At 61.2% G+C, this 17,748-nt stretch carries 17 protein-coding genes and 2 tRNA genes; 6 read left to right on the top strand and 13 right to left on the bottom strand.

From position 1 onward, the window contains the following. On the top strand, positions 1-1,077 hold the full coding sequence (locus ABEB22_RS02110; protein WP_339111966.1) for a DUF1513 domain-containing protein: 1,077 nt from the start codon (positions 1-3) through the stop codon (positions 1,075-1,077). Here ABEB22_RS02110 and ABEB22_RS02105 read toward each other — a convergent pair whose 3' ends face one another. The 4 genes from ABEB22_RS02105 to choX form a co-directional block, all read right to left on the bottom strand. Continuing rightward, entirely contained in the window at positions 1,078-2,109 is a 1,032-nt protein-coding gene (locus ABEB22_RS02105; protein ID WP_339111967.1) for an autotransporter domain-containing protein, read from the bottom strand. A 301-nt stretch (positions 2,110-2,410) separates the two neighbouring features. Further along, positions 2,411-3,481: a hybrid-cluster NAD(P)-dependent oxidoreductase gene (locus tag ABEB22_RS02100; RefSeq protein WP_339111968.1), complete on the bottom strand. Its 1,071-nt coding sequence runs from the start codon at positions 3,479-3,481 to the stop codon at positions 2,411-2,413. 4 nt (positions 3,482-3,485) lie between these two features. Continuing rightward, positions 3,486-4,721, bottom strand: coding sequence for an aromatic ring-hydroxylating dioxygenase subunit alpha (locus ABEB22_RS02095; protein WP_406870726.1), 1,236 nt, complete (start codon positions 4,719-4,721; stop codon positions 3,486-3,488). Between the two features lie 282 nt (positions 4,722-5,003). Next, entirely contained in the window at positions 5,004-5,924 is a 921-nt protein-coding gene (gene choX, locus ABEB22_RS02090) for a choline ABC transporter substrate-binding protein (RefSeq protein WP_339111970.1), read from the bottom strand. A 186-nt stretch (positions 5,925-6,110) separates the two neighbouring features. Here choX and betC point away from each other — a divergent pair, with 186 nt between their 5' ends. After that, a complete protein-coding gene (gene betC, locus ABEB22_RS02085) occupies positions 6,111-7,619 on the top strand; it encodes a choline-sulfatase (protein WP_406870725.1) in 1,509 nt (502 codons plus the stop codon). Between the two features lie 104 nt (positions 7,620-7,723). After that, on the top strand, positions 7,724-8,566 hold the full coding sequence (locus ABEB22_RS02080) for an alpha/beta hydrolase (protein WP_339111972.1): 843 nt from the start codon (positions 7,724-7,726) through the stop codon (positions 8,564-8,566). Positions 8,567-8,804: 238 nt separating this feature from the next. Here the strand turns inward: ABEB22_RS02080 and ABEB22_RS02075 are convergent, their stop codons facing one another. Both ABEB22_RS02075 and thyX read right to left on the bottom strand, forming a co-directional pair. Further along, positions 8,805-9,230 (bottom strand): DUF1810 domain-containing protein, encoded by a 426-nt coding sequence (locus tag ABEB22_RS02075; RefSeq protein WP_339111973.1) that lies wholly within the window; start codon positions 9,228-9,230, stop codon positions 8,805-8,807. Further along, positions 9,230-10,144 (bottom strand): FAD-dependent thymidylate synthase, encoded by a 915-nt coding sequence (gene thyX, locus ABEB22_RS02070; protein ID WP_339111974.1) that lies wholly within the window; start codon positions 10,142-10,144, stop codon positions 9,230-9,232. Before thyX ends, ABEB22_RS02075 begins: the two co-directional genes overlap by 1 nt. Before the next feature lie 126 nt (positions 10,145-10,270). Between thyX and ABEB22_RS02065 the strand changes: the two genes are divergently transcribed. After that, positions 10,271-10,705, top strand: coding sequence for a VOC family protein (locus tag ABEB22_RS02065; RefSeq protein WP_339111975.1), 435 nt, complete (start codon positions 10,271-10,273; stop codon positions 10,703-10,705). Positions 10,706-10,761: 56 nt separating this feature from the next. Here the strand turns inward: ABEB22_RS02065 and pth are convergent, their stop codons facing one another. Together pth and ftrA are read right to left on the bottom strand one after the other, a co-directional pair. After that, positions 10,762-11,466 carry an aminoacyl-tRNA hydrolase gene (gene pth, locus ABEB22_RS02060; RefSeq protein ID WP_406870724.1) on the bottom strand — a complete coding sequence of 235 codons (705 nt, stop codon included), beginning with the start codon at positions 11,464-11,466 and terminating at the stop codon, positions 10,762-10,764. Positions 11,467-11,527: 61 nt separating this feature from the next. Then, positions 11,528-12,538, bottom strand: coding sequence for a transcriptional regulator FtrA (gene ftrA / locus ABEB22_RS02055; RefSeq protein ID WP_406870723.1), 1,011 nt, complete (start codon positions 12,536-12,538; stop codon positions 11,528-11,530). Between the two features lie 65 nt (positions 12,539-12,603). Between ftrA and ABEB22_RS02050 the strand changes: the two genes are divergently transcribed. Continuing rightward, positions 12,604-13,011 carry a rhodanese-like domain-containing protein gene (locus ABEB22_RS02050; RefSeq protein WP_339111978.1) on the top strand — a complete coding sequence of 136 codons (408 nt, stop codon included), beginning with the start codon at positions 12,604-12,606 and terminating at the stop codon, positions 13,009-13,011. A 71-nt stretch (positions 13,012-13,082) separates the two neighbouring features. On the opposite strand, the gene ABEB22_RS02045 is transcribed toward ABEB22_RS02050, so the two are convergent. The 3 genes from ABEB22_RS02045 to trpA all read right to left on the bottom strand — a co-directional run bounded on the left by ABEB22_RS02045 (position 13,083) and on the right by trpA (position 16,133). Beyond that, positions 13,083-13,703 carry a 50S ribosomal protein L25/general stress protein Ctc gene (locus ABEB22_RS02045; protein ID WP_339111979.1) on the bottom strand — a complete coding sequence of 207 codons (621 nt, stop codon included), beginning with the start codon at positions 13,701-13,703 and terminating at the stop codon, positions 13,083-13,085. Positions 13,704-13,810: 107 nt separating this feature from the next. Continuing rightward, positions 13,811-14,974: an L-lactate dehydrogenase gene (locus tag ABEB22_RS02040; RefSeq protein ID WP_406870722.1), complete on the bottom strand. Its 1,164-nt coding sequence runs from the start codon at positions 14,972-14,974 to the stop codon at positions 13,811-13,813. A 361-nt stretch (positions 14,975-15,335) separates the two neighbouring features. Then, on the bottom strand, positions 15,336-16,133 hold the full coding sequence (gene trpA, locus ABEB22_RS02035) for a tryptophan synthase subunit alpha (RefSeq protein ID WP_406870721.1): 798 nt from the start codon (positions 16,131-16,133) through the stop codon (positions 15,336-15,338). 163 nt (positions 16,134-16,296) lie between these two features. Here trpA and ychF point away from each other — a divergent pair, with 163 nt between their 5' ends. Further along, complete coding sequence (gene ychF, locus ABEB22_RS02030; RefSeq protein ID WP_350937779.1) at positions 16,297-17,394, top strand: redox-regulated ATPase YchF; 1,098 nt, start codon at positions 16,297-16,299, stop codon at positions 17,392-17,394. A gap of 156 nt (positions 17,395-17,550) precedes the next feature. Here ychF and ABEB22_RS02025 read toward each other — a convergent pair. Further along, positions 17,551-17,625, bottom strand: a tRNA-Glu gene (locus ABEB22_RS02025). A gap of 25 nt (positions 17,626-17,650) precedes the next feature. Further along, positions 17,651-17,725, bottom strand: a tRNA-Glu gene (locus ABEB22_RS02020). Positions 17,726-17,748: the final 23 nt, after the last annotated feature.

Here is a 17,748-nt window from a genome sequence, read left to right as displayed (position 1 = left end):
ATGAAACGACGCCATTTCCTTGCCAGCCTTGCCGCTGCGGCGACAGTCCCACGGCTTAGCTGGGCTGATGCAGGCAGCCCCGCTTTTCTGGCGGCGGCCAAAGCGCCCGACGGGAGCTATGCGATCTGGGGACTTGCGGCGGATGGGACGCAGATCTTTTCGCAGCCACTCCCCGGACGTGGCCATGCCGCGACCGCCCATCCCGAGCGCCCCGAGGCGGTGGCCTTTGCTCGCCGTCCCGGTGTGTTTGCGTTGGTGATTGACTGTGTAACCGGCGGGCTGGTCGCGCGGCTGACCCCGCCGGAGGGGCGGCAGTTCAACGGTCATGGTGCGTTTTCGGGCGATGGCACACGGCTTTATACCTCCGAAGTGGTGGCCGAAGGCTCCGAGGGCCGGATCGGGATCTGGGATGTGGCGCGCGGCTATCAGCGGGTGGGCGAGTTTGCCTCGAACGGGATCGGCCCGCACGAGATCCTGCGCCTGCCGGGGCAAGAGGTTCTGGTGGTGGCCAATGGCGGGATCCAGACCGATCCGACGGATCGCACGCCGCTGAACATCGAGACCATGCGCCCGAACCTGAGCTACCTCTCGCCCGAGGGCGAAGTGCTGGAGGTGGTCGAGCTGGAGCCCGATCTGTGGAAGAACTCGATCCGTCACCTGTCGGTGCGCAGTGACGGGCGGGTGGCGTTCTGCATGCAATGGCAGGGCGATCTGATGGAGCCCGTGCCGCTCCTGGGCCTGCATGACCGCGGGCGGAAGGCGGTGCTGGCCGAGCCGCTGCCCGGTGAGGAATTCGCCATGAAGGGCTATGCCGGATCGGTGGCCTTTGGCCGCGCGGGCCGCGAGGTGGCCATCACCAGCCCGCGTGGTGGCATGGTGCAGGCCTATTCTGCCGAAGGCGAGGCGCTCTGGTCGGTGCGCCGTGCCGATGTCTGTGGTCTGGGTGTCTGTGCGCAGGGTGGCTTCACTGCCACCGATGGTGCGGGGCTTGTCTCGCAGATCACCCGAGACGGTATCACACCGTTCAAACGCTCGGACGTGGCATGGGATAACCACCTGATCCCGATCGGGGTCTGATCAGAGCTTGCGCTCGAACATCAACGAGAGATGGATCTGATCGGTCAGATCCCCCTCGACCCCATCGACCCCGAAACGGGTGCTGAGCGTGCCCAGCCCCTTGCGGTCCATGTCCACACCGACCTCGACGCGCGAGGTGAACCAGTCGGTCGCGGGATAGGCCTCGTCCAGCAGGCCTGTGCCCATGCTATGTTGCGCCACAAGCGCGAATTGCCCCGTCAGCCCCATCTTCGCCCAGCTGCTTTCCAGCGGATGCGCGAATTCGACCCCTGCCGAGAATTGCGATAGCGACAGCTCTTCGCCATCAATCCTTGTGCCATCAGCAATGCGGAAATGATCGGTCAGCTCGTTGACATGGCTGGCGATGATATTGGGGGTCAGCTCGGTCGTGCCCATCTCGAACCTCCCCTCCATCCGCGCCTGAAACAAGGTGCGTTGGGATTCGGCATCACGGCGGATCGAGCCATCGGGGGCGAACTGGTTATTGGTGCGTCCGTGCAGAAGGCGCATCGACCAGTCGAGTTCGGTTTTGGGCAGCCTGCCCGCCAGATAAGGGCCGACCAGGAAACCTACGCCATCGCCCGAGGCATCAGCATCCACCTTGCGGTCTGCGGCGTCCAGCTCCGCCATTGCACCGATATAGAAACGGTTGTTCAGTTTCTTATGTGCGCCCAGCGACGCGAAACTGTATTGCAGCGAGCTGCTCTCGCTGCGGGTCCAGTTCGATTCCACCACCGCCCAGCTCTGGCGGCCTTTCGCGGTGTTGAAGCTCAGGTCGCCCAGCTCGTCGGTCAGATGCGCGTCAAAAACACGCTCCTTGCTGTTCTCGAACATGAAATCCAGCACGTTGGGCTGGCGGGCCAGCAGGCGGTCCTGACGCATTTTCTGCAATCCGGCAAGCGCAACGGAGGTTTCGCGTGCGGTCGGGAAATCGGCCTCGCTCGCGGCGGCCTGAGGCATCGACAGGGATGCGCAAAGAAAAACCGTCATGATCGCGGGGAGGGTGCCCCGCTGTAGCGCCCGTCTGTTCATAGAACGCCTCGCTGGTTACGTCGTGCCTGATGGCGGGTTTGTCGGCGTAGCGGTTGACCCCGTCCACCCCGTCTGGGCAGCCATGGTTCCGGCAGGGCCGAGGGCCCGTCTGTTTTCTTTTGGTATGGGACAAAAGTAACAAATGCGCAGGGGCACTGGCAAGTTATTGCCGGTCGGATATGTGAAATGTGATCAGAAACGATGATGTTTCAGGCAGGGGCAGCGGAACAGCGGCGCTGCGCCATAAAAAAAGGCCGCGCAGGATACCTGCGCGGCCCGCAATCCGGTAGAGGCGGGTCTGTCAGGCTTCCACGACGAGGTGGCCGCGCGGGTTCGAGCAGCAGGCGAGGATATAACCCTCTTCGATATCGTCATCGGTGATGCCGCCATTATGGACCATATGCACCTCGCCCGAGACCTTCTTGATCTTGCAGGTGCCGCAGACCCCGAACGTGCAGCCCGAGGGAATGTTGAGCCCTGCCTGACGGGCCACGGCCAGAACGGTATCGGTCTCGGCGCATTTCTGGGTGACGCCGGAGTCGGCGAATTCCACCTCCGCCACGGCGCCTTCCTCGGGCAGCTCGTCCTCGGGAATGATGCGGACCTCTTCGATGGGCGCACCGAAGCTTTCCTGATGGTAGTGGTCCATATCGAAGCCGAGGCCCGCCAGTGCCTCGCGCACGGCGGTCATGAACGGCTCGGGGCCACAGCAGAACACTTCGCGTTCCAGATAGTCGGGGGCCATCAGACCCAGCATCAACTGGTTGAAATAGCCCTGATAGCCGGTCCATGGGTCATATTTGTCCGAGCCTTCCACGACCCATTTCAGATCGATGCCGCTGACGCGCGAGGCCATATGCTCGAGCCGTTCGCGGAAGATGATCTCCGAGGGACGACGGGCGCAATTGACGAAGACGATGTCGCATTCGCGGCCAAGGTCATACATCTGCGTCGTCATCGACATCATCGGCGTGATGCCGGAGCCTGCCGAGATAAAGAGATATTTCTCGGCAGGGTAATTGGCATTGGTGAAGCTACCGGCAGGGCCGATAGCGCGGATCCTCATCCCCGGTTTGAGATTGTCGAACATCCAGCGGGTGCCGATCGACTCCTTCTGGGCCTTGACCGTCACCGTGATCGACATCGGCCGCGAGGGCGAGGACGAGATCGTATAGGTGCGATACAAAGGCCCGCCCGGCACCGGAATTTCCAAGGTCAGGAACTGGCCGGGCATATAGTCGAAGATTGCCCGTGAAGGTGCCTGAAAACAGAAGGTCATGACATTGGGCACCTCGGAAAGCACCGAGACGCATTCAAGCTCTTCCGAATCGTTCCAGATCTTGATCGCGGTTTCGCCGGGAATGAGGGTCATCAATTTACTCCGCTGCCAGCTTCACGGGATCCAGCCGCGAAGTCATGGTGTCACAATACCAGTTAACGAACTGGATCACCCCGTCCTCATGGGTGGCCGAATAGGGGCCGGGCTCGTAGGCGGGCGAGTTGATCCCCTGCTGGTTGTCCTCGACGACCTGACGGTCCTCGTCATTGGTATGTTCCCAGACCGTCGTGAGGTTCTTGAGATCGTAATCCACGCCCTCGACCGCATCCTTGTGCACGAGCCAGGTGGTGGTGACCTCGGTTTCGGTCGGGCTGATCGGGGTCACGCGGAAGGTGATCGAGTGATCCGACAGGAAGTGGTTCCAGGTAGTGGGGTAGTTGAACAGCAAGAGTGTGCCCGCATCCAGAACCGGCACGCGGCCCAGACGTTTCTGCACGGCGATCTTGCCGTTCATCGTGTAGCTTTCGGCCCCGTCCAGCAGCGGCATACGCGCCACGCGGTATTCGCCGTTATCGGCCATCTTGAAGCGCGAGGGTGCGCCCATACCCTCGAGACGGTTGAAGTGGTTCTCGACCTTTTCGGGGAAGGTGCCATCGGCGCTGACGCCGGTAATGGTCGGATCCTCGGGATAGGTGCGGCACAGATCGGGGTGGTTGCCCGCGCAGTGGTAGCACTCGCGGTTGTTTTCCCAGACGAGTTTCCAGTTGCCGTTCTCGATGATCGTGGACTGGAAAGCGACCTTGGCGTTGGAGAGGTCGTGGACCTCCAGATAGGGCGTCACGGTCTCGGCAAAGGCGTCGAAATCGGGGGCGGTCTCTGCGAGGCAGATATAGATGAGCCCTGCCACTTCACGGCAGTTAACGGGCTTGAGCCCGTGTTTGGAGGCGTCGAAATCCGGCCCCATGTCGCGCGCCCACAGAAGGCGCCCATCCAGCTCGTAGGTCCATTGGTGATAGGGGCAGACCAGCTTGGCAGCTGTGCCTTTCTTATGCTGACAGATGACCGAACCACGGTGACGGCAGGTATTGTGGAAGGCGCGGATGACATCATCCTGGCCGCGCACGATCATCACCGTATAGGCGCCGACCTTATGGGTGACATAGGCGCCTTTTTTCGGCAGTTCGGCGCGGGAGGCGGTAAAGAGCCAGTTCTTGTACCAGATCTCTTCGAGATCGGTCTGGTAGATCTCCGGGGAGGTGTAGAAGGCCTGTTCGAGCGCATGGCCGGGTTTACGGCGGGCGAGAAGCTCGGTGAGGGAAGCGGAGGGTTGCATGGCCTTGTCTCCATGGCACGCTAGTGCTGCGCGGCTGTGGGTTTCAATAAGATGAGACTACTCAGGAATGGCAGGAAACGACGGCGCGTTTGCGACTCCTCCCGCGGGGATTTGCGACATAGGCGTAAACTTGTCGTAAAAAATTCGGCGCCGGGCCATGGCTGCAGAATTGGAGGAAATCTGTGTTTCTAATATATTTTTAGCGGTCAGGGATCCCGAATGGAGACGCCGCGCAAGGCGGACTTGCGCGGCGTGCTTGTTCAAATACGACTCAGACGGGGATCAGAGACCCAGCGCCTCTTTCACGACCGGAAGACCCTCTTTGCCATCCTTGGTGGTGACACCTTCGAGCCACGGGGTGACGACATCGGGATGCGCCTTGAGCCATGCCGGAACCGCTTCGTCGGGGTCCTGACCGTCATTGAGGATCGCGCCCATGATCTCGTTTTCCATCGGCAGGGTGAACTTCATGTTCTGCAGAAGCTTGCCGACATTGGGGCATTCTTCCACATAGCCCTTGCGGGTGACAGTCTGCACGGTGCCTTCGCCGCCGAAGAAATCTTCGCCGCCGGTCAGATACTTGAGGTCATAGGTAGAGTTCATCGGGTGGGGCGCCCAGCCAAGGAAGACCACGGCTTCCTTCTTGGGGTAGAGGCGGCCAACCTGCGCGAGCATACCCTGCTCGGAGCTTTCGACGATCTGGAAGCCCTCGAGGACACCGCCCTTTTCGGTCAGGTCCATCAGATAGCCATTGCCTTCGTTACCCGGCTCGATGCCATAGATCTTGTGATCCAGCTCGTCGCCGAATTTCTGGATGTCGGCATAAGTATGCAGGCCCTTGTCATAGAGATAGGTCGGCACGGCCAGCGTATAGTTGGTGCCGGTCAGGTTGGTCGCGACCACATCGATTTCGCCCTTGTCGAGATAGGGGCCGATGGCGGCCTGCTGTGCGGGCATCCAGTTGCCGAGGAAGACATCGATATCGTTCGAGGCCAGCGACGAGAAGGTGACCGGCACGCCGAGCACATTGACTTCCACGTCATAGCCGAGCGCGGTCAGGATTTCATTGGCGGTCTCGGTGGTGGCGGTAATATCCGTCCAGCCGACATCCGAGAAACGCACGGTGCCGCAATCGGCAAAAGCGGCAGCGGCGTTAAGGGCGATGACGGAGGCGGTGAGGCCGCCCAGAAACTTGGCTTTCATTTGTACTCCCGTTGTCTTCGTGTTTTTTTGATTGACGAGTCAATTAGTGCATTCCTACGTTAGCATGGCAATCAGTTTTTGTCATGGTTCCGGTGGAGAGTTTCCAGATTGACCTCACAGGACCGCTTTGCGCCCGCTTTCTGGGCAGGCGCCGATCTTTCACTCTAACAAAGAGAGCCCTTTTAAATGTCGCAACCGAATATCCTGATCTTCATGGTGGATCAGCTCAACGGTACCCTGTTCCCCGATGGTCCGGCAGAGTGGCTGCACGCGCCGAATCTCAAAAAGCTCGCGGCGCGGTCGGTGCGCTTTGCCAATGCCTATACCGGCTCGCCGCTCTGCGCACCGGGGCGTGCGGCATTTATGTCGGGGCAATTGCCCAGCTCGACGGGTGTCTATGACAACGCGGCCGAGTTCCGATCGGATATCCCGACCTTTGCACACCATCTGCGCCGCGCGGGCTATCAGACCTGCCTTTCGGGAAAGATGCACTTTGTAGGTCCCGACCAGCTGCACGGGTTCGAACAACGTCTGACCACCGACATCTACCCTGCCGATTTCGGCTGGACGCCGGATTACCGCAAGCCTGGCGAGCGGATCGACTGGTGGTATCACAACATGGGATCGGTCACAGGCGCAGGCGTAGGGGAGATTTCCAACCAGCTGGAATATGACGATAATGTTGCCCATGAAGCCAAGATGAAGGTCTATGATCTGGCGCGTGGTCTGGACGCACGTCCGTGGATGCTGACCGTCAGCATGACCCACCCGCATGATCCCTATGTGGCCCGCAAGAAATATTGGGATCTCTACGAGGATTGCGAGCATCTGCTGCCCACCGTGCCGGATATGGGCTACGACAATCAGGACAACCATTCCAAGCGTATCTTTGATGCCAATGACTGGCGCAACTTCAATATTACGGAAGACAATATCCGCGAATCCCGCCGCGCCTATTTCGCCAATATCTCCTATTGCGACGACAAGATCGGCGAGATCATGGAGGCGCTGGAGAGCACCGGCCAAGAGGCGATCATCCTCTTCGTGTCGGATCATGGCGATATGCTGGGCGAGCGCGGGCTGTGGTTCAAGATGAACTTCTACGAGGGCTCGGCGCGGGTGCCTTTGATGATGGCGGCCAGCGGGGTGGAGCCGAAGCTCGTCGAGACGCCCGTCTCGACCATCGACGTGACGCCGACGCTCTGTGATCTGGCGGGGATCGATCTGGAGGAGATCGCGCCGTGGCTCGATGGCGAATCTCTCGTGACTCTGGCCAATGGCGGCACGCGCGAATCGGCGGTGAAGATGGAATATGCCGCCGAAGGCTCCTATGCGCCGCTCGTTTCCCTGCGTAAGGGTGATTACAAGCTGAACCTGTGCAAGCTCGATCCCGACCAGTTCTTCCATCTGGGGGCCGACCCGCACGAGCTGGTCAACCTCGCGGGCGATCCTGCCCATGCTGAGGCCTATGAGGCGATGAAGGCCGAGGCCGCGGCGCGGTGGGATCTGGAGCGCTATGATGGCGATGTGCGCGCGTCCCAGGCGCGGCGCTGGGTGGTTTACGACGCGCTGCGTCAGGGCGGCTATTACCCGTGGGATTACCAGCCGCTGAAGGATGCGTCGGAGGCCTATATGCGCAATCACATGGACCTCAATGTGCTGGAATCCAACAAGCGCTTCCCGCGGGGCGATTGAGCGGTTGACCGGGTCGTGAAGCGAGGGGGGCGGGAGACCGCCCCTTTTTCGTGGCGCTTTGCCGGCGGCGGCCTATCCTGTGCACAGCCAACACGGAGGGTTTCATGACGACGCATTTCTTCACGGCATCTGATGGCGCGAGGCTCGCCTATCGCGATGAGGGGCAGGGGGTGCCGATACTGGCGCTCACCGGCCTGACCCGCAATATGGCCGATTTCGACTATGTCGCCCCGCATCTTCTGGCGATGGGCGTGCGTCTGATCCGCATGGACTATCGCGGGCGGGGGCAGTCGGACTTCAGCGGTGCCGAAACTTATACCGTGCCACAGGAAGGCGCGGATGCTCTGGGGCTTCTGGCACATCTCGGGATCGCGAAAGCAGCAGTGCTGGGCACGTCGCGCGGCGGGCTGATTGCGATGTATCTGGCTGCTGTGGCGCCTGACAGGCTTCTGGGCGCGGCGCTCAATGATGTCGGCCCCAAGCTGGAGATGGAGGGGCTGAACGCGATCTTCGACTATCTCGGGCGCAATCCCGCACCCAAGACCTATGATGCGCTGGCCGCCCGTCTGCCCGAGCTGATGACAGGCTTTGCAAATGTGCCAGCGCGGCGCTGGGCACAGGAGGTCCGCAACCAGTATATCGAAACCGGCAGCGGGCTGCAGCTGCGCTATGACCCCGCATTGCGCGACCCCTTCCTGAAAGACTTCAAGGGAGACCTGCCTGAAGCGTGGCCCTTCTTCGAAGCCTTTGGAGAGCTTCCGCTTTTATTGATTCGCGGGTCAAATTCCCGCCTGTTGAGCGCCGATACCGCGGCCAGAATGCAGCAGCTCAAACCCGCTATGATCTTTGCCGATGTGCCGGATCGGGCGCATATTCCGTTCCTGGACGAACCCGAAGCCTTGCAGGCATTATCAACATGGGTTGGCAAGCTGGCTCATGGTGATTAAGCTAAGTAACTGAAAATTAAGCACATATTTAATTTCAATTTTACAAAATGTCTATCGGTCTGCTAGAAAGTCCTTGCCTCAGCTGAAACGCGCGAGGTTGCGGCGGGGGTGTATCGCGTCTCTTGTTCACCAGTCATTCCCCCGTCGCACTTAACAAGTTCTGTGGTTTGTGCGTAATCAGTAAGCTGGTCTGTTTCTTGTTATGAGTGCCCCGAAGCTCTGGTTCCGGCTTCGGATGTTAAAGCCGCTCGAGCGTGCGAGGGCAGCGGCTGCCATTGTAAAAGGTGACAAGCACACGAGTAAAAATGGCGCTGCTGTCCGAGCTGGAGAGTGTTTCCGCGGCTTCGAAAAGGGTCATCGACGAGCGCAATTTGCGTGCATCGATTGTGCCCAGGATCTGTTCTATCTCCTGATCCCGATGAGACAGAACCGCCTCGCAGGCTTCTGTTAACCGGGTTTGCAAAGTCATGTTGTCGAGATAGGCGGTGGCTTCGGCCATATCCTCAAGCCCGAAATCCTTCGATCTTGGCGAGACGCCGAGGGCGGCGAGCTGCGGGAAGATCCACCACATCCAATGGCCGCGTTTGCGGCCCGCCCGCAATTCGGAGAGCGCGACCGGATAGTCGCGCTCCTGTTCTTTCAGAAATCGAGCAAGGCCCGGCATCAGCCCCAGACGGCTTCGAATTCGCGCCATTCGCCCTTGGACATGCCCGAGGTCTCGGCGGTTACCGTCTCGCCCGCCAGGCGGCGTTTGAGCACCTCGACCGCGCGGCCCGACAGGTTGACCCCGCCCAGACGGTAATCCTCGAACGCCTCATAGGCCGCGGGCACCCAGTCCTTGACGATCTCGCACATCGTATCGGCATAGGCGCGGATCTCGTATTGCGCATGGGCATCGGCGCGCAGGCGCAGGAAATGGAAGAGGTTGTGCAGATCGACCTTCCAGTACCATTGGGTATAGGTGTTCATTGGCAGGTTCATCCGTGCCAGCTCACGGGCCAGACCCTGTTTGCCAGCCTCCGCATCGGGCGTCAGCATGTCCTCGTAATGGTCATAGGAGCGCATCGCGTCCTCGCGCAGGATATCGAGCACGCGGGCGGCTTCCTCGCCCTGCAGGACCGCGCCACGCCCCTGATGGTTCACCGTGGATTGCGCCGCCAGTTTGTCGGGTTCGGGAATGTAGAACTCGCGGTCCAGAATCGAATAGCGCGCCGAGTATTCATTGACGTTCGCGGTGCGGTGGCGGATCCATTGGCGCGCAACGAAGACCGGAAGTTTCACATGGAACTTCACTTCGCACATCTCGAACGGCGTGGAGTGCCAGTGGCGCATCAGATAGCGGATCAACCCGCGGTCATCGGAGACCTTCTTGGTGCCGCGGCCATAGCTGACACGCGCGGCCTGCGTGATGGCACTGTCGTCGCCCATGTAGTCGATGACGCGGACCAGTCCGTGATCGAGCACCGGATGCGCGGTATAGAGACGCTCTTCCATGCCGGGGGAGACAGCACGGCGGGTCGGCTGTGACAGCGAACGCTGTTCCTCGATTTCGGCATGCTGTTCGGGGGTAAGCGTCATGGCGGTCTCCGTGATGTCTGGCTCGGATTCGTTAGGTCCTTTGTATCGCGGTAAATGCAACGCGGGGCAACTGCTTGCTCTTTCAAACCTGTGGATTACCTTGCCTCTCAACGAAAGGAGGCCCTCATGAAGGTCGAATATCTACACACGATGGTCCGCGTTCTGGATCTGGAGAAGACCAAGGCATTTTTCGAGCTGCTGGGTCTGGTCGAGCGGCGCCGCGTGGAAAACGAGAAGGGCCGTTTCACGCTGGTGTTCATGTGCCCGCCCGATCAGGCTGATGGCCGTGCCGATGTGGAGCTGACATGGAATTGGGATGGCGATACGGGGCTGCCCTCCGATAGCCGCCATTTCGGGCATCTGGCCTATAAGGTCGAGAATATCTACGACATGTGCGCCAAGCTGCAGGAGGCGGGCATCACGATCAACCGTCCCCCGCGCGACGGCCATATGGCCTTTGTCCGCTCTCCTGACAATGTGTCGATCGAGCTGTTGCAGATGGGGGATGCGCTGGCGCCGGCCGAGCCTTGGGCCAGCATGGAAAATACCGGCCACTGGTAAGCAACTCACGCCTCATCGAAACGGGCGCTCTCTCTACGCGAAAGGGGCGCCCGATCTCATTTCCCGAACTTGTCTTTCAGCTTCTCCAGCGGCGAGCGGGAGTCTTCCGGATCCGGCGCTGGTTTGGCAGGACGTTCGGTCTGGGTCTTTGCGGTCTGGGCCTTTTCGGGGTGATTTCCGGTCGAGCTGCGCGGCGGGGCCGTGCGCAGGCTGACGGCATTGAGGAATTTCTGCCCGTCGCCCGCCGCCAGTGCCGCCGCCCCGTCCGAGAGGCCGCGCATCAGATCATCCAGCATCTCCTGCTCGGCCTTGGCAAAATCGGCCAGCACATAGCCCGCCACGCGGTCCTTATGACCCGGATGGCCGATGCCGAGCCGCACACGCTGATACTCGGGCGCCAGATGCGCATGGATCGAGCGCAGCCCGTTATGGCCCGCATGGCCGCCGCCCTGCTTCAGGCGGCACTTGCCCGGCGCCAGATCCAGCTCGTCATGGAAGACGGTCAGATCCGCCACGGTGAATTTGTAGAAATCCGCCGCCGCCCGCACCGATTGGCCGGAATTGTTCATGAAGGTCTCTGGCTTGAGGAGCACGATGCGTTCCGAGCCCAGCCGCCCTTCGCTGATCTGGCCCTGGAACTTCGATTTCCACGGGCCGAAACCGTGATCATCGGCAATCCGGTCCAGCGCCATAAAGCCGATATTGTGCCGCGTTGCCGCATATTTCGCGCCCGGATTGCCGAGGCCCACCCAGAGTTGCATGTCGTCTTCCTTCGGTCCTGTTGCCCCTCGAGATAGGCCAGCGCGCCTGCGGAGAAAACCCCTAACTGCCCTGTGCCTGCCCGAAACGCTGCCGCCATGCCGCGGGGGGCAGGCCGTAACGTTTGCGGAAATGGTGGCGCAGGAGCGCGCTAGAGGCAAAGCCGCATTGCGCGGCGATCTCTTCCATGCCGGCCTCGGGGCGCTCAAGAAGGTGAGCGGCCAGTTGCAGCCGCTCCTCGATCAGGAAGCGGATCGGGGTGGTGCCCGTGGCTTCCTCGAACCGGCGCAGGAAGGTGCGCTGGCTCATCGCGCAGCTTTTGGCAAGCGCGGAGATCGTGGGGGTGTGGCGCAGGTTCTGGCGCAAGCGGTCGAGGAGTGGCGCGATCTTGTCGGCCTCGGTGGCGCGTGGCACGGGGCGGGGCAGGAACTGGTTCTGCCCGCCGTCGCGATGCGAGGCGATCACCAGACGGCGGGCGACCGAATTGGCCGCCTCCGGCCCGAAATCCTGCCGCACGATGTGCAGGCCCAGATCCAGCCCTGCAGCCGACCCCGCCGAGGTATAGAGCGGCGCATCATCGGTATAGAGATTGTCGGCCCGCATGGTCACTTGCGGAAAACGCGCTGCGAAATCCTCGGCATAGCGCCAATGGGTGGTGGCGCTATGGCCATCGAGCAACCCTGTCTGGGCCAGAATATAGGCGCCCGAGCAGATCGTGGCAATCCGCGCCCCCCGCGCATGGGCGGCGATGAGCGCCGCGACCAGCTCGGGTGAGGCAGGGGTGTTGACCCCTTTCCAGCCGGGAATGACGATGAGCCCTGCATCGTCTAACAGCTCCAGCCCGCCATCCGTGCTGACCATCAATCCGCCATGGGCGCGTAATGGGCCCGGCTCGACTGCAGCCGTGCGGAACCGGTACCAGTCCGGCCCCATCTCGGGGCGCGGCAGGCCGAAGATCTCGGCCGTGACGCCGAATTCGAACGTGCAGAGTCCGTCATAGATCAGGGCAACCACCAGATTGTTGGGGATCGGGCGGAGGGAAATAAATGGCAGGATATTATCTGGCGTTGTCATTTTGCCAGCTTACGGCAACCCGATCCGTCTGGCAATCTGGCATCATCATTGCAAGGAGATTTGAAATGAATGCAGTCCTGTCCCGCCCGCCCGTCGCTTCCGCCGATATCGTGACCCTTCTCGAGCGCCAATGCGCCCTGCATACCGATTGTTCGGATGTCCATGCCGCCATGTCCGGCGGGGATGCGGGGTTTGTGCTGATCCATGCGATGGGCACGCCCGCCACCTATGCGCGCCGCCATATCCCTGATGCCGTGTTCATGCCGCACCGGACCATCTCGGCCGAGGCTCTGGCCTCCTATCCGCAGGACACGCTCTTCGTGGTCTATTGCTCCGGCCCCCATTGCAACGCGGCCGAGCAGGCGGCGCTCGCCTTCGCACGGCTCCGTCGGCCGGTGAAGATCATGCTGGGCGGGCTGATGGGCTGGGAGTATGAGGGGTTCGCCTTCGCGGGCGAGGCGGCTCTGGCCTGATACCCCTAATACCCAATGCAAAACGCGGGGCATTGGCCCCGCGTTCCGTAAGACAGATGTCTTCCAGCAGCTTATTCGGCTGCTGCTTCGCCTTCGGCTTCCTCGTCGTCGCCACCGGCAAGGCCCTTGGGCGCTGCGATGTTCGCGATGACGAAGTCACGCTCGATGGTCGGTTTCGCGCCATTGGGCAGCGTCACGTCGGAGATGTGGATCACGTCGCCGATCTTGCGACCGGTCAGGTCGACAACGATCTGCTCCGGAATATCACCCGCCAGAACTTCCAGCTCGACTTCCTGACGCACGACGGTCAGAACGCCACCGCGCTTGAGGCCCGGTGCGGCTTCGTGGTTCTCGAACTCGACATGCACGAAGAGTGCGATGCGCGAGTTGCGGTGGGTACGCATGAAGTCGACGTGGGTCGGCAGGTCCTTGACGACGTCTTTTTGAACGCCGCGGCAGATCACGCGGACGTCTTCCTGACCTTCGACCTTCAGGTTGAACAGGGTCGACAGGAAGCGGCCTTTGCGCAGACGGGTCAGAAGCGGGTTAAACTCGAGGTTCAGTGCCAGCGGTTCTTTGCCGTCGCCATAAACGATTGCAGGTACTTTGCCCTCACGACGTGCTGCGCGAGCGGCCCCCTTGCCCGTCCCCGAACGCACGACGGCTTCGATCGTTTCGATCTCTTTTGCCATTTTGCTATCTCCGATATGGAATGTAAAAGGGCCGCCTCCAAGGGTGCGACCCATGAGCGCCTGCCATTAGGCGAGAATCCCCTTTATGGCAAGCCCAAAACACCCGCTCAGATGTATTCTTCCATGAACCCGCGGGGCAGCAGAAGATTGTGACGGCCCAGATCGTGCACGTCTTTCTCGCCGCAGAGCGCCATGGTGATATCCAGCTCCTTGTGGATGATGTCGAGTGCTTTGGTCACGCCTTCCTCGCCCAGAGCCCCCAGGCCATGGATGAAAGCGCGCCCGATAAAGGTCGCATCCGCCCCGAGTGCCAGGGCCTTGAGCACATCCTGCCCCGAGCGGATCCCGCTATCCATGAAAATCTCCATTCCGGGTCCCACTGCCTCGCGGATGCGCGGCAGCATGCGGATGGCGCTCAGCGCCCCGTCAAGCTGTCGTCCGCCATGGTTCGACACGATCATCGCATCGGCACCGAAGTCACGGGCCAGACGCGCATCATCCTCGTCGAGTATCCCCTTCAGGATCAGCTTGCCGCCCCATTGGTCGCGGATACGGGCGATCTTCGACCAGTCGAGCTTGGGGTCGAATTGCTCGGCGGTCCAGCTGCTCAGGCTCGAAGCATCGCCCACGCCCTTCGCGTGACCCACGATATTGCCGAAGAAGCGCCGCTTGGTCTGCAGCATCTCCATCCCCCATTGCCATTTGGTCGCCATATCCATCAACACCGGCAGGGTTAGCTTGGGCGGGGCGGTCAGCCCGTTCTTGAGATCCTTATGCCGCTGGCCGAGGATTTGCAGATCGAGCGTCAGCACCAGTGCCGAGCATCCCGCCTTCTTCGCACGTTCCAGCGTGGCATCGACGAACTCCTCGTCCTTCATCACATAGAGCTGGAACCAGAACGGGTCGGTCGTATGGGCGGCCACATCCTCGATCGAACAGATCGACATGGTCGAGAGCGTGAAGGGCACACCGGCCTTCTCGGCCGCCCGCGCCGCCTTGATCTCGCCATCGGCGCGCTGCATCCCTGTCAGGCCCACGGGCGCCAGCGCCACCGGCATGGTCACATCGCGCCCGATCATCTTGGTCGCGCTCGAGCGCCCCTCCATATCCACGGCCACTTTCTGGCGCAGACGGATCTTCTCGAAATCGCTGGTATTCTCGCGGAAGGTCTGTTCCGTATAGGAGCCACTCTCGGCATAATCATAGAACATCTTCGGCGTGCGGCGCTTATGAAGGCGCTTGAGATCGTCGATGCAGGTGATAACGGCCATGAAAATGCACTCCCGATAAGTTTGTAGGAGGCTTAGCAATGCAGCTCGTGCAGGGCAATCGGCCATTTCTGCATGGCTGTCGTGCGATCAGGCGTATTCGGCCCCGGATTTCGTTTCCGTCATAGAAACAGTAATGCAATTTTAAGGCGAATGTCCCAATCTGATCGGGCGGCACAGGCGGGGACGCCGATGACCGTGACGATGGAAGAAGAGGCATCCGGGACTGCTCCGTCGGGGACAGCAGATGACGGTCGATATGCCCGGGTGCCTCTGGTTTTCCAGCGTCCTCAAATATCCCGGGGGAGGCGCCGCTCAGGCGCCGGGGGCAGAGCCCCCGCACCCGTGCGCCACGCGCCATAGATCAGGCCGAATGCGCGCCGCCTGCCAGAGTGGCCACAAATTCCGCAACCTCGGCTGCGGACTTGCCCTCGGCGACCTGTTTCACGATGGCCGAGCCCACGACACAGCCATCGGCAATCGCGGCGATCTCGCGCGCGGCCTCCGGAGTGTTGATCCCGAAGCCAACGATCACCGGCAGATCGGTCGAGGCCTTGATCCGCGCCACTTCGGGCGCCACATCCGCAGCCTGCGCGGCAGCGCCTCCGGTGATGCCCGTCACCGAGACATAATAGACGAAACCGGAGGTGTTCTGCAGCACCTTGGGCAGGCGTTTCGCATCGGTGGTGGGGGTTGCCAGCCGGATAAAGTTGATCCCGGCCGCCTGCGCCGGAAGGCACAGCTCGCTATCTTCCTCGGGCGGCAGATCCACCACGATCAGCCCGTCGATCCCGGCAGCTTTCGCATCCGCCAGGAACCTGTCCACACCGCGCGAATAGATCGGGTTGTAATAGCCCATCATCACGATCGGGGTCACAGTGTCGGTCTTGCGGAACTCGGCGGCCATATCCAGCGTCTTCTGCAGTGTCATGCCGCCATCGAGCGCGCGCTGTCCTGCAAGCTGGATGGTCGAGCCATCGGCCATCGGATCGGTGAAGGGCATGCCCAGTTCGATGATATCCACGCCCGCACCCGGCAGCGCCTTCATCACATCGAGCGAGCGTTCCACATCGGGATCGCCACCCATGATATAGGCGACAAAGGCCTTTTTACCTTCGGCCTTGAGCGCTGCGAATTTCGCGTCGATGCGGGTGGTTTCCATGACATGCTCCCTGATCTTTGCGCCTCTTTTCGCGTAAGCCGCCGCTATTGTCTAGCAAAGCCTGCATCACAAGCTCTCGCCACGCCGCGCAATCTTGCATGAAATGCCCGGGCGCTTTAGGAACGGGCCAGAAATTCAGGACCGTTTTGCCAAGGAGAGCGTGATGGGCTTTAAGATGGGTATCGTGGGTCTGCCGAATGTCGGCAAGTCGACCCTGTTCAACGCGCTGACCAAAACGGCAGCGGCGCAGGCTGCAAACTTCCCGTTTTGCACGATCGAACCGAATGTGGGGGATGTGGCCGTGCCCGACCCGCGTCTGGAAAAACTGGCCAGCATCGCAGGGTCCAAGGAGATCATCCCGACCCGCATGACCTTCGTCGATATTGCCGGTCTGGTGAAGGGCGCGTCCAAGGGTGAAGGTCTGGGCAACCAGTTCCTCGCCAATATCCGCGAGACCGATGCCATCGCGCAGGTGCTGCGCTGCTTCGAGGATGATGACGTCACCCATGTCGACGGCCGTATCGATCCGGTGGCCGATGCCGAGACCATCGAGACCGAGCTGATGATCGCCGATCTGGAATCGGTCGAGAAGCGTCTGGCCAATCTCGTGCGCAAGATCCGTGGTGGTGACAAGGACGCCAAAGAGCAGGAGAGGCTGCTACTGGCCGCGAAAGAGGCGCTCGAGGCGGGCCGTCCGGCCCGCACCGTGCAGATCTCGGACGAGGACCAGAAAGCATGGCGCATGCTGCAACTGCTGACCTCGAAGCCGATCCTCTATGTCTGCAATGTCGAGGAAAGCTCGGCCTCGACCGGCAATTCGCTCTCGGCCAAAGTGGCCGAGATGGCCGCGGCACAGGGCGCGGGCACGGTGGTGATCTCGGCCAAAATCGAGGAAGAGATCAGCCAGCTCGACGCCGAGGAAGCCGAAATGTTCCTTGGCGAGATGGGGCTCGAGGAGGCCGGTCTCGACCGTCTGATCCGTGCGGGCTACGAGCTTTTGGGTCTGCAGACCTATTTCACAGTGGGCCCCAAAGAGGCGCGTGCGTGGACCATCCCGCAGGGCACTCTGGCCCCGCAGGCCGCAGGTGTCATCCATGGTGATTTCGAGCGTGGTTTCATCCGTGCCGAGACCGTCGCCTATAACGACTATGTCGCGGGCAACGGCGAGGCCGGTGCCAAGGAAGCGGGCAAGTTCCGCGTGGAAGGCAAGACCTACGAGGTCAAAGACGGCGACGTCCTGCACTTCCTGTTCAACGCCTGAGCGCGTCCCGAAAATCAGGACCGATCCGGAAGGGGTGGCTTGCGCCGCCCCTTTTTCGTGAGGGACGACCCCATCCGCCATACCGCTTCACAACGTAGAAAATAGGCGAAAACCGAGCCTAATCAGGTAGATATGTGAGAGTGTAGATGGATGCGCTGGCAGCCCGTAGGGGAATCGAACCCCTCTTTCCAGGTTGAAAACCTGGCGTCCTAACCGATAGACGAACGGGCCACTCTGGCGTGTTCGGCGGTGTCAGTGGCAGCCCGTAGGGGAATCGAACCCCTCTTTCCAGGTTGAAAACCTGGCGTCCTAACCGATAGACGAACGGGCCATTTCTGACACGCCTGCGTTGCA

Origin of the sequence: Thioclava sp. 'Guangxiensis', assembly GCF_045348365.1 — a bacterium.
GTDB lineage: Bacteria > Pseudomonadota > Alphaproteobacteria > Rhodobacterales > Rhodobacteraceae > Thioclava > Thioclava kandeliae.
Note: the sequence above shows the minus strand (reverse complement) of the source record. Positions and strands in the feature narration are given on the sequence as shown.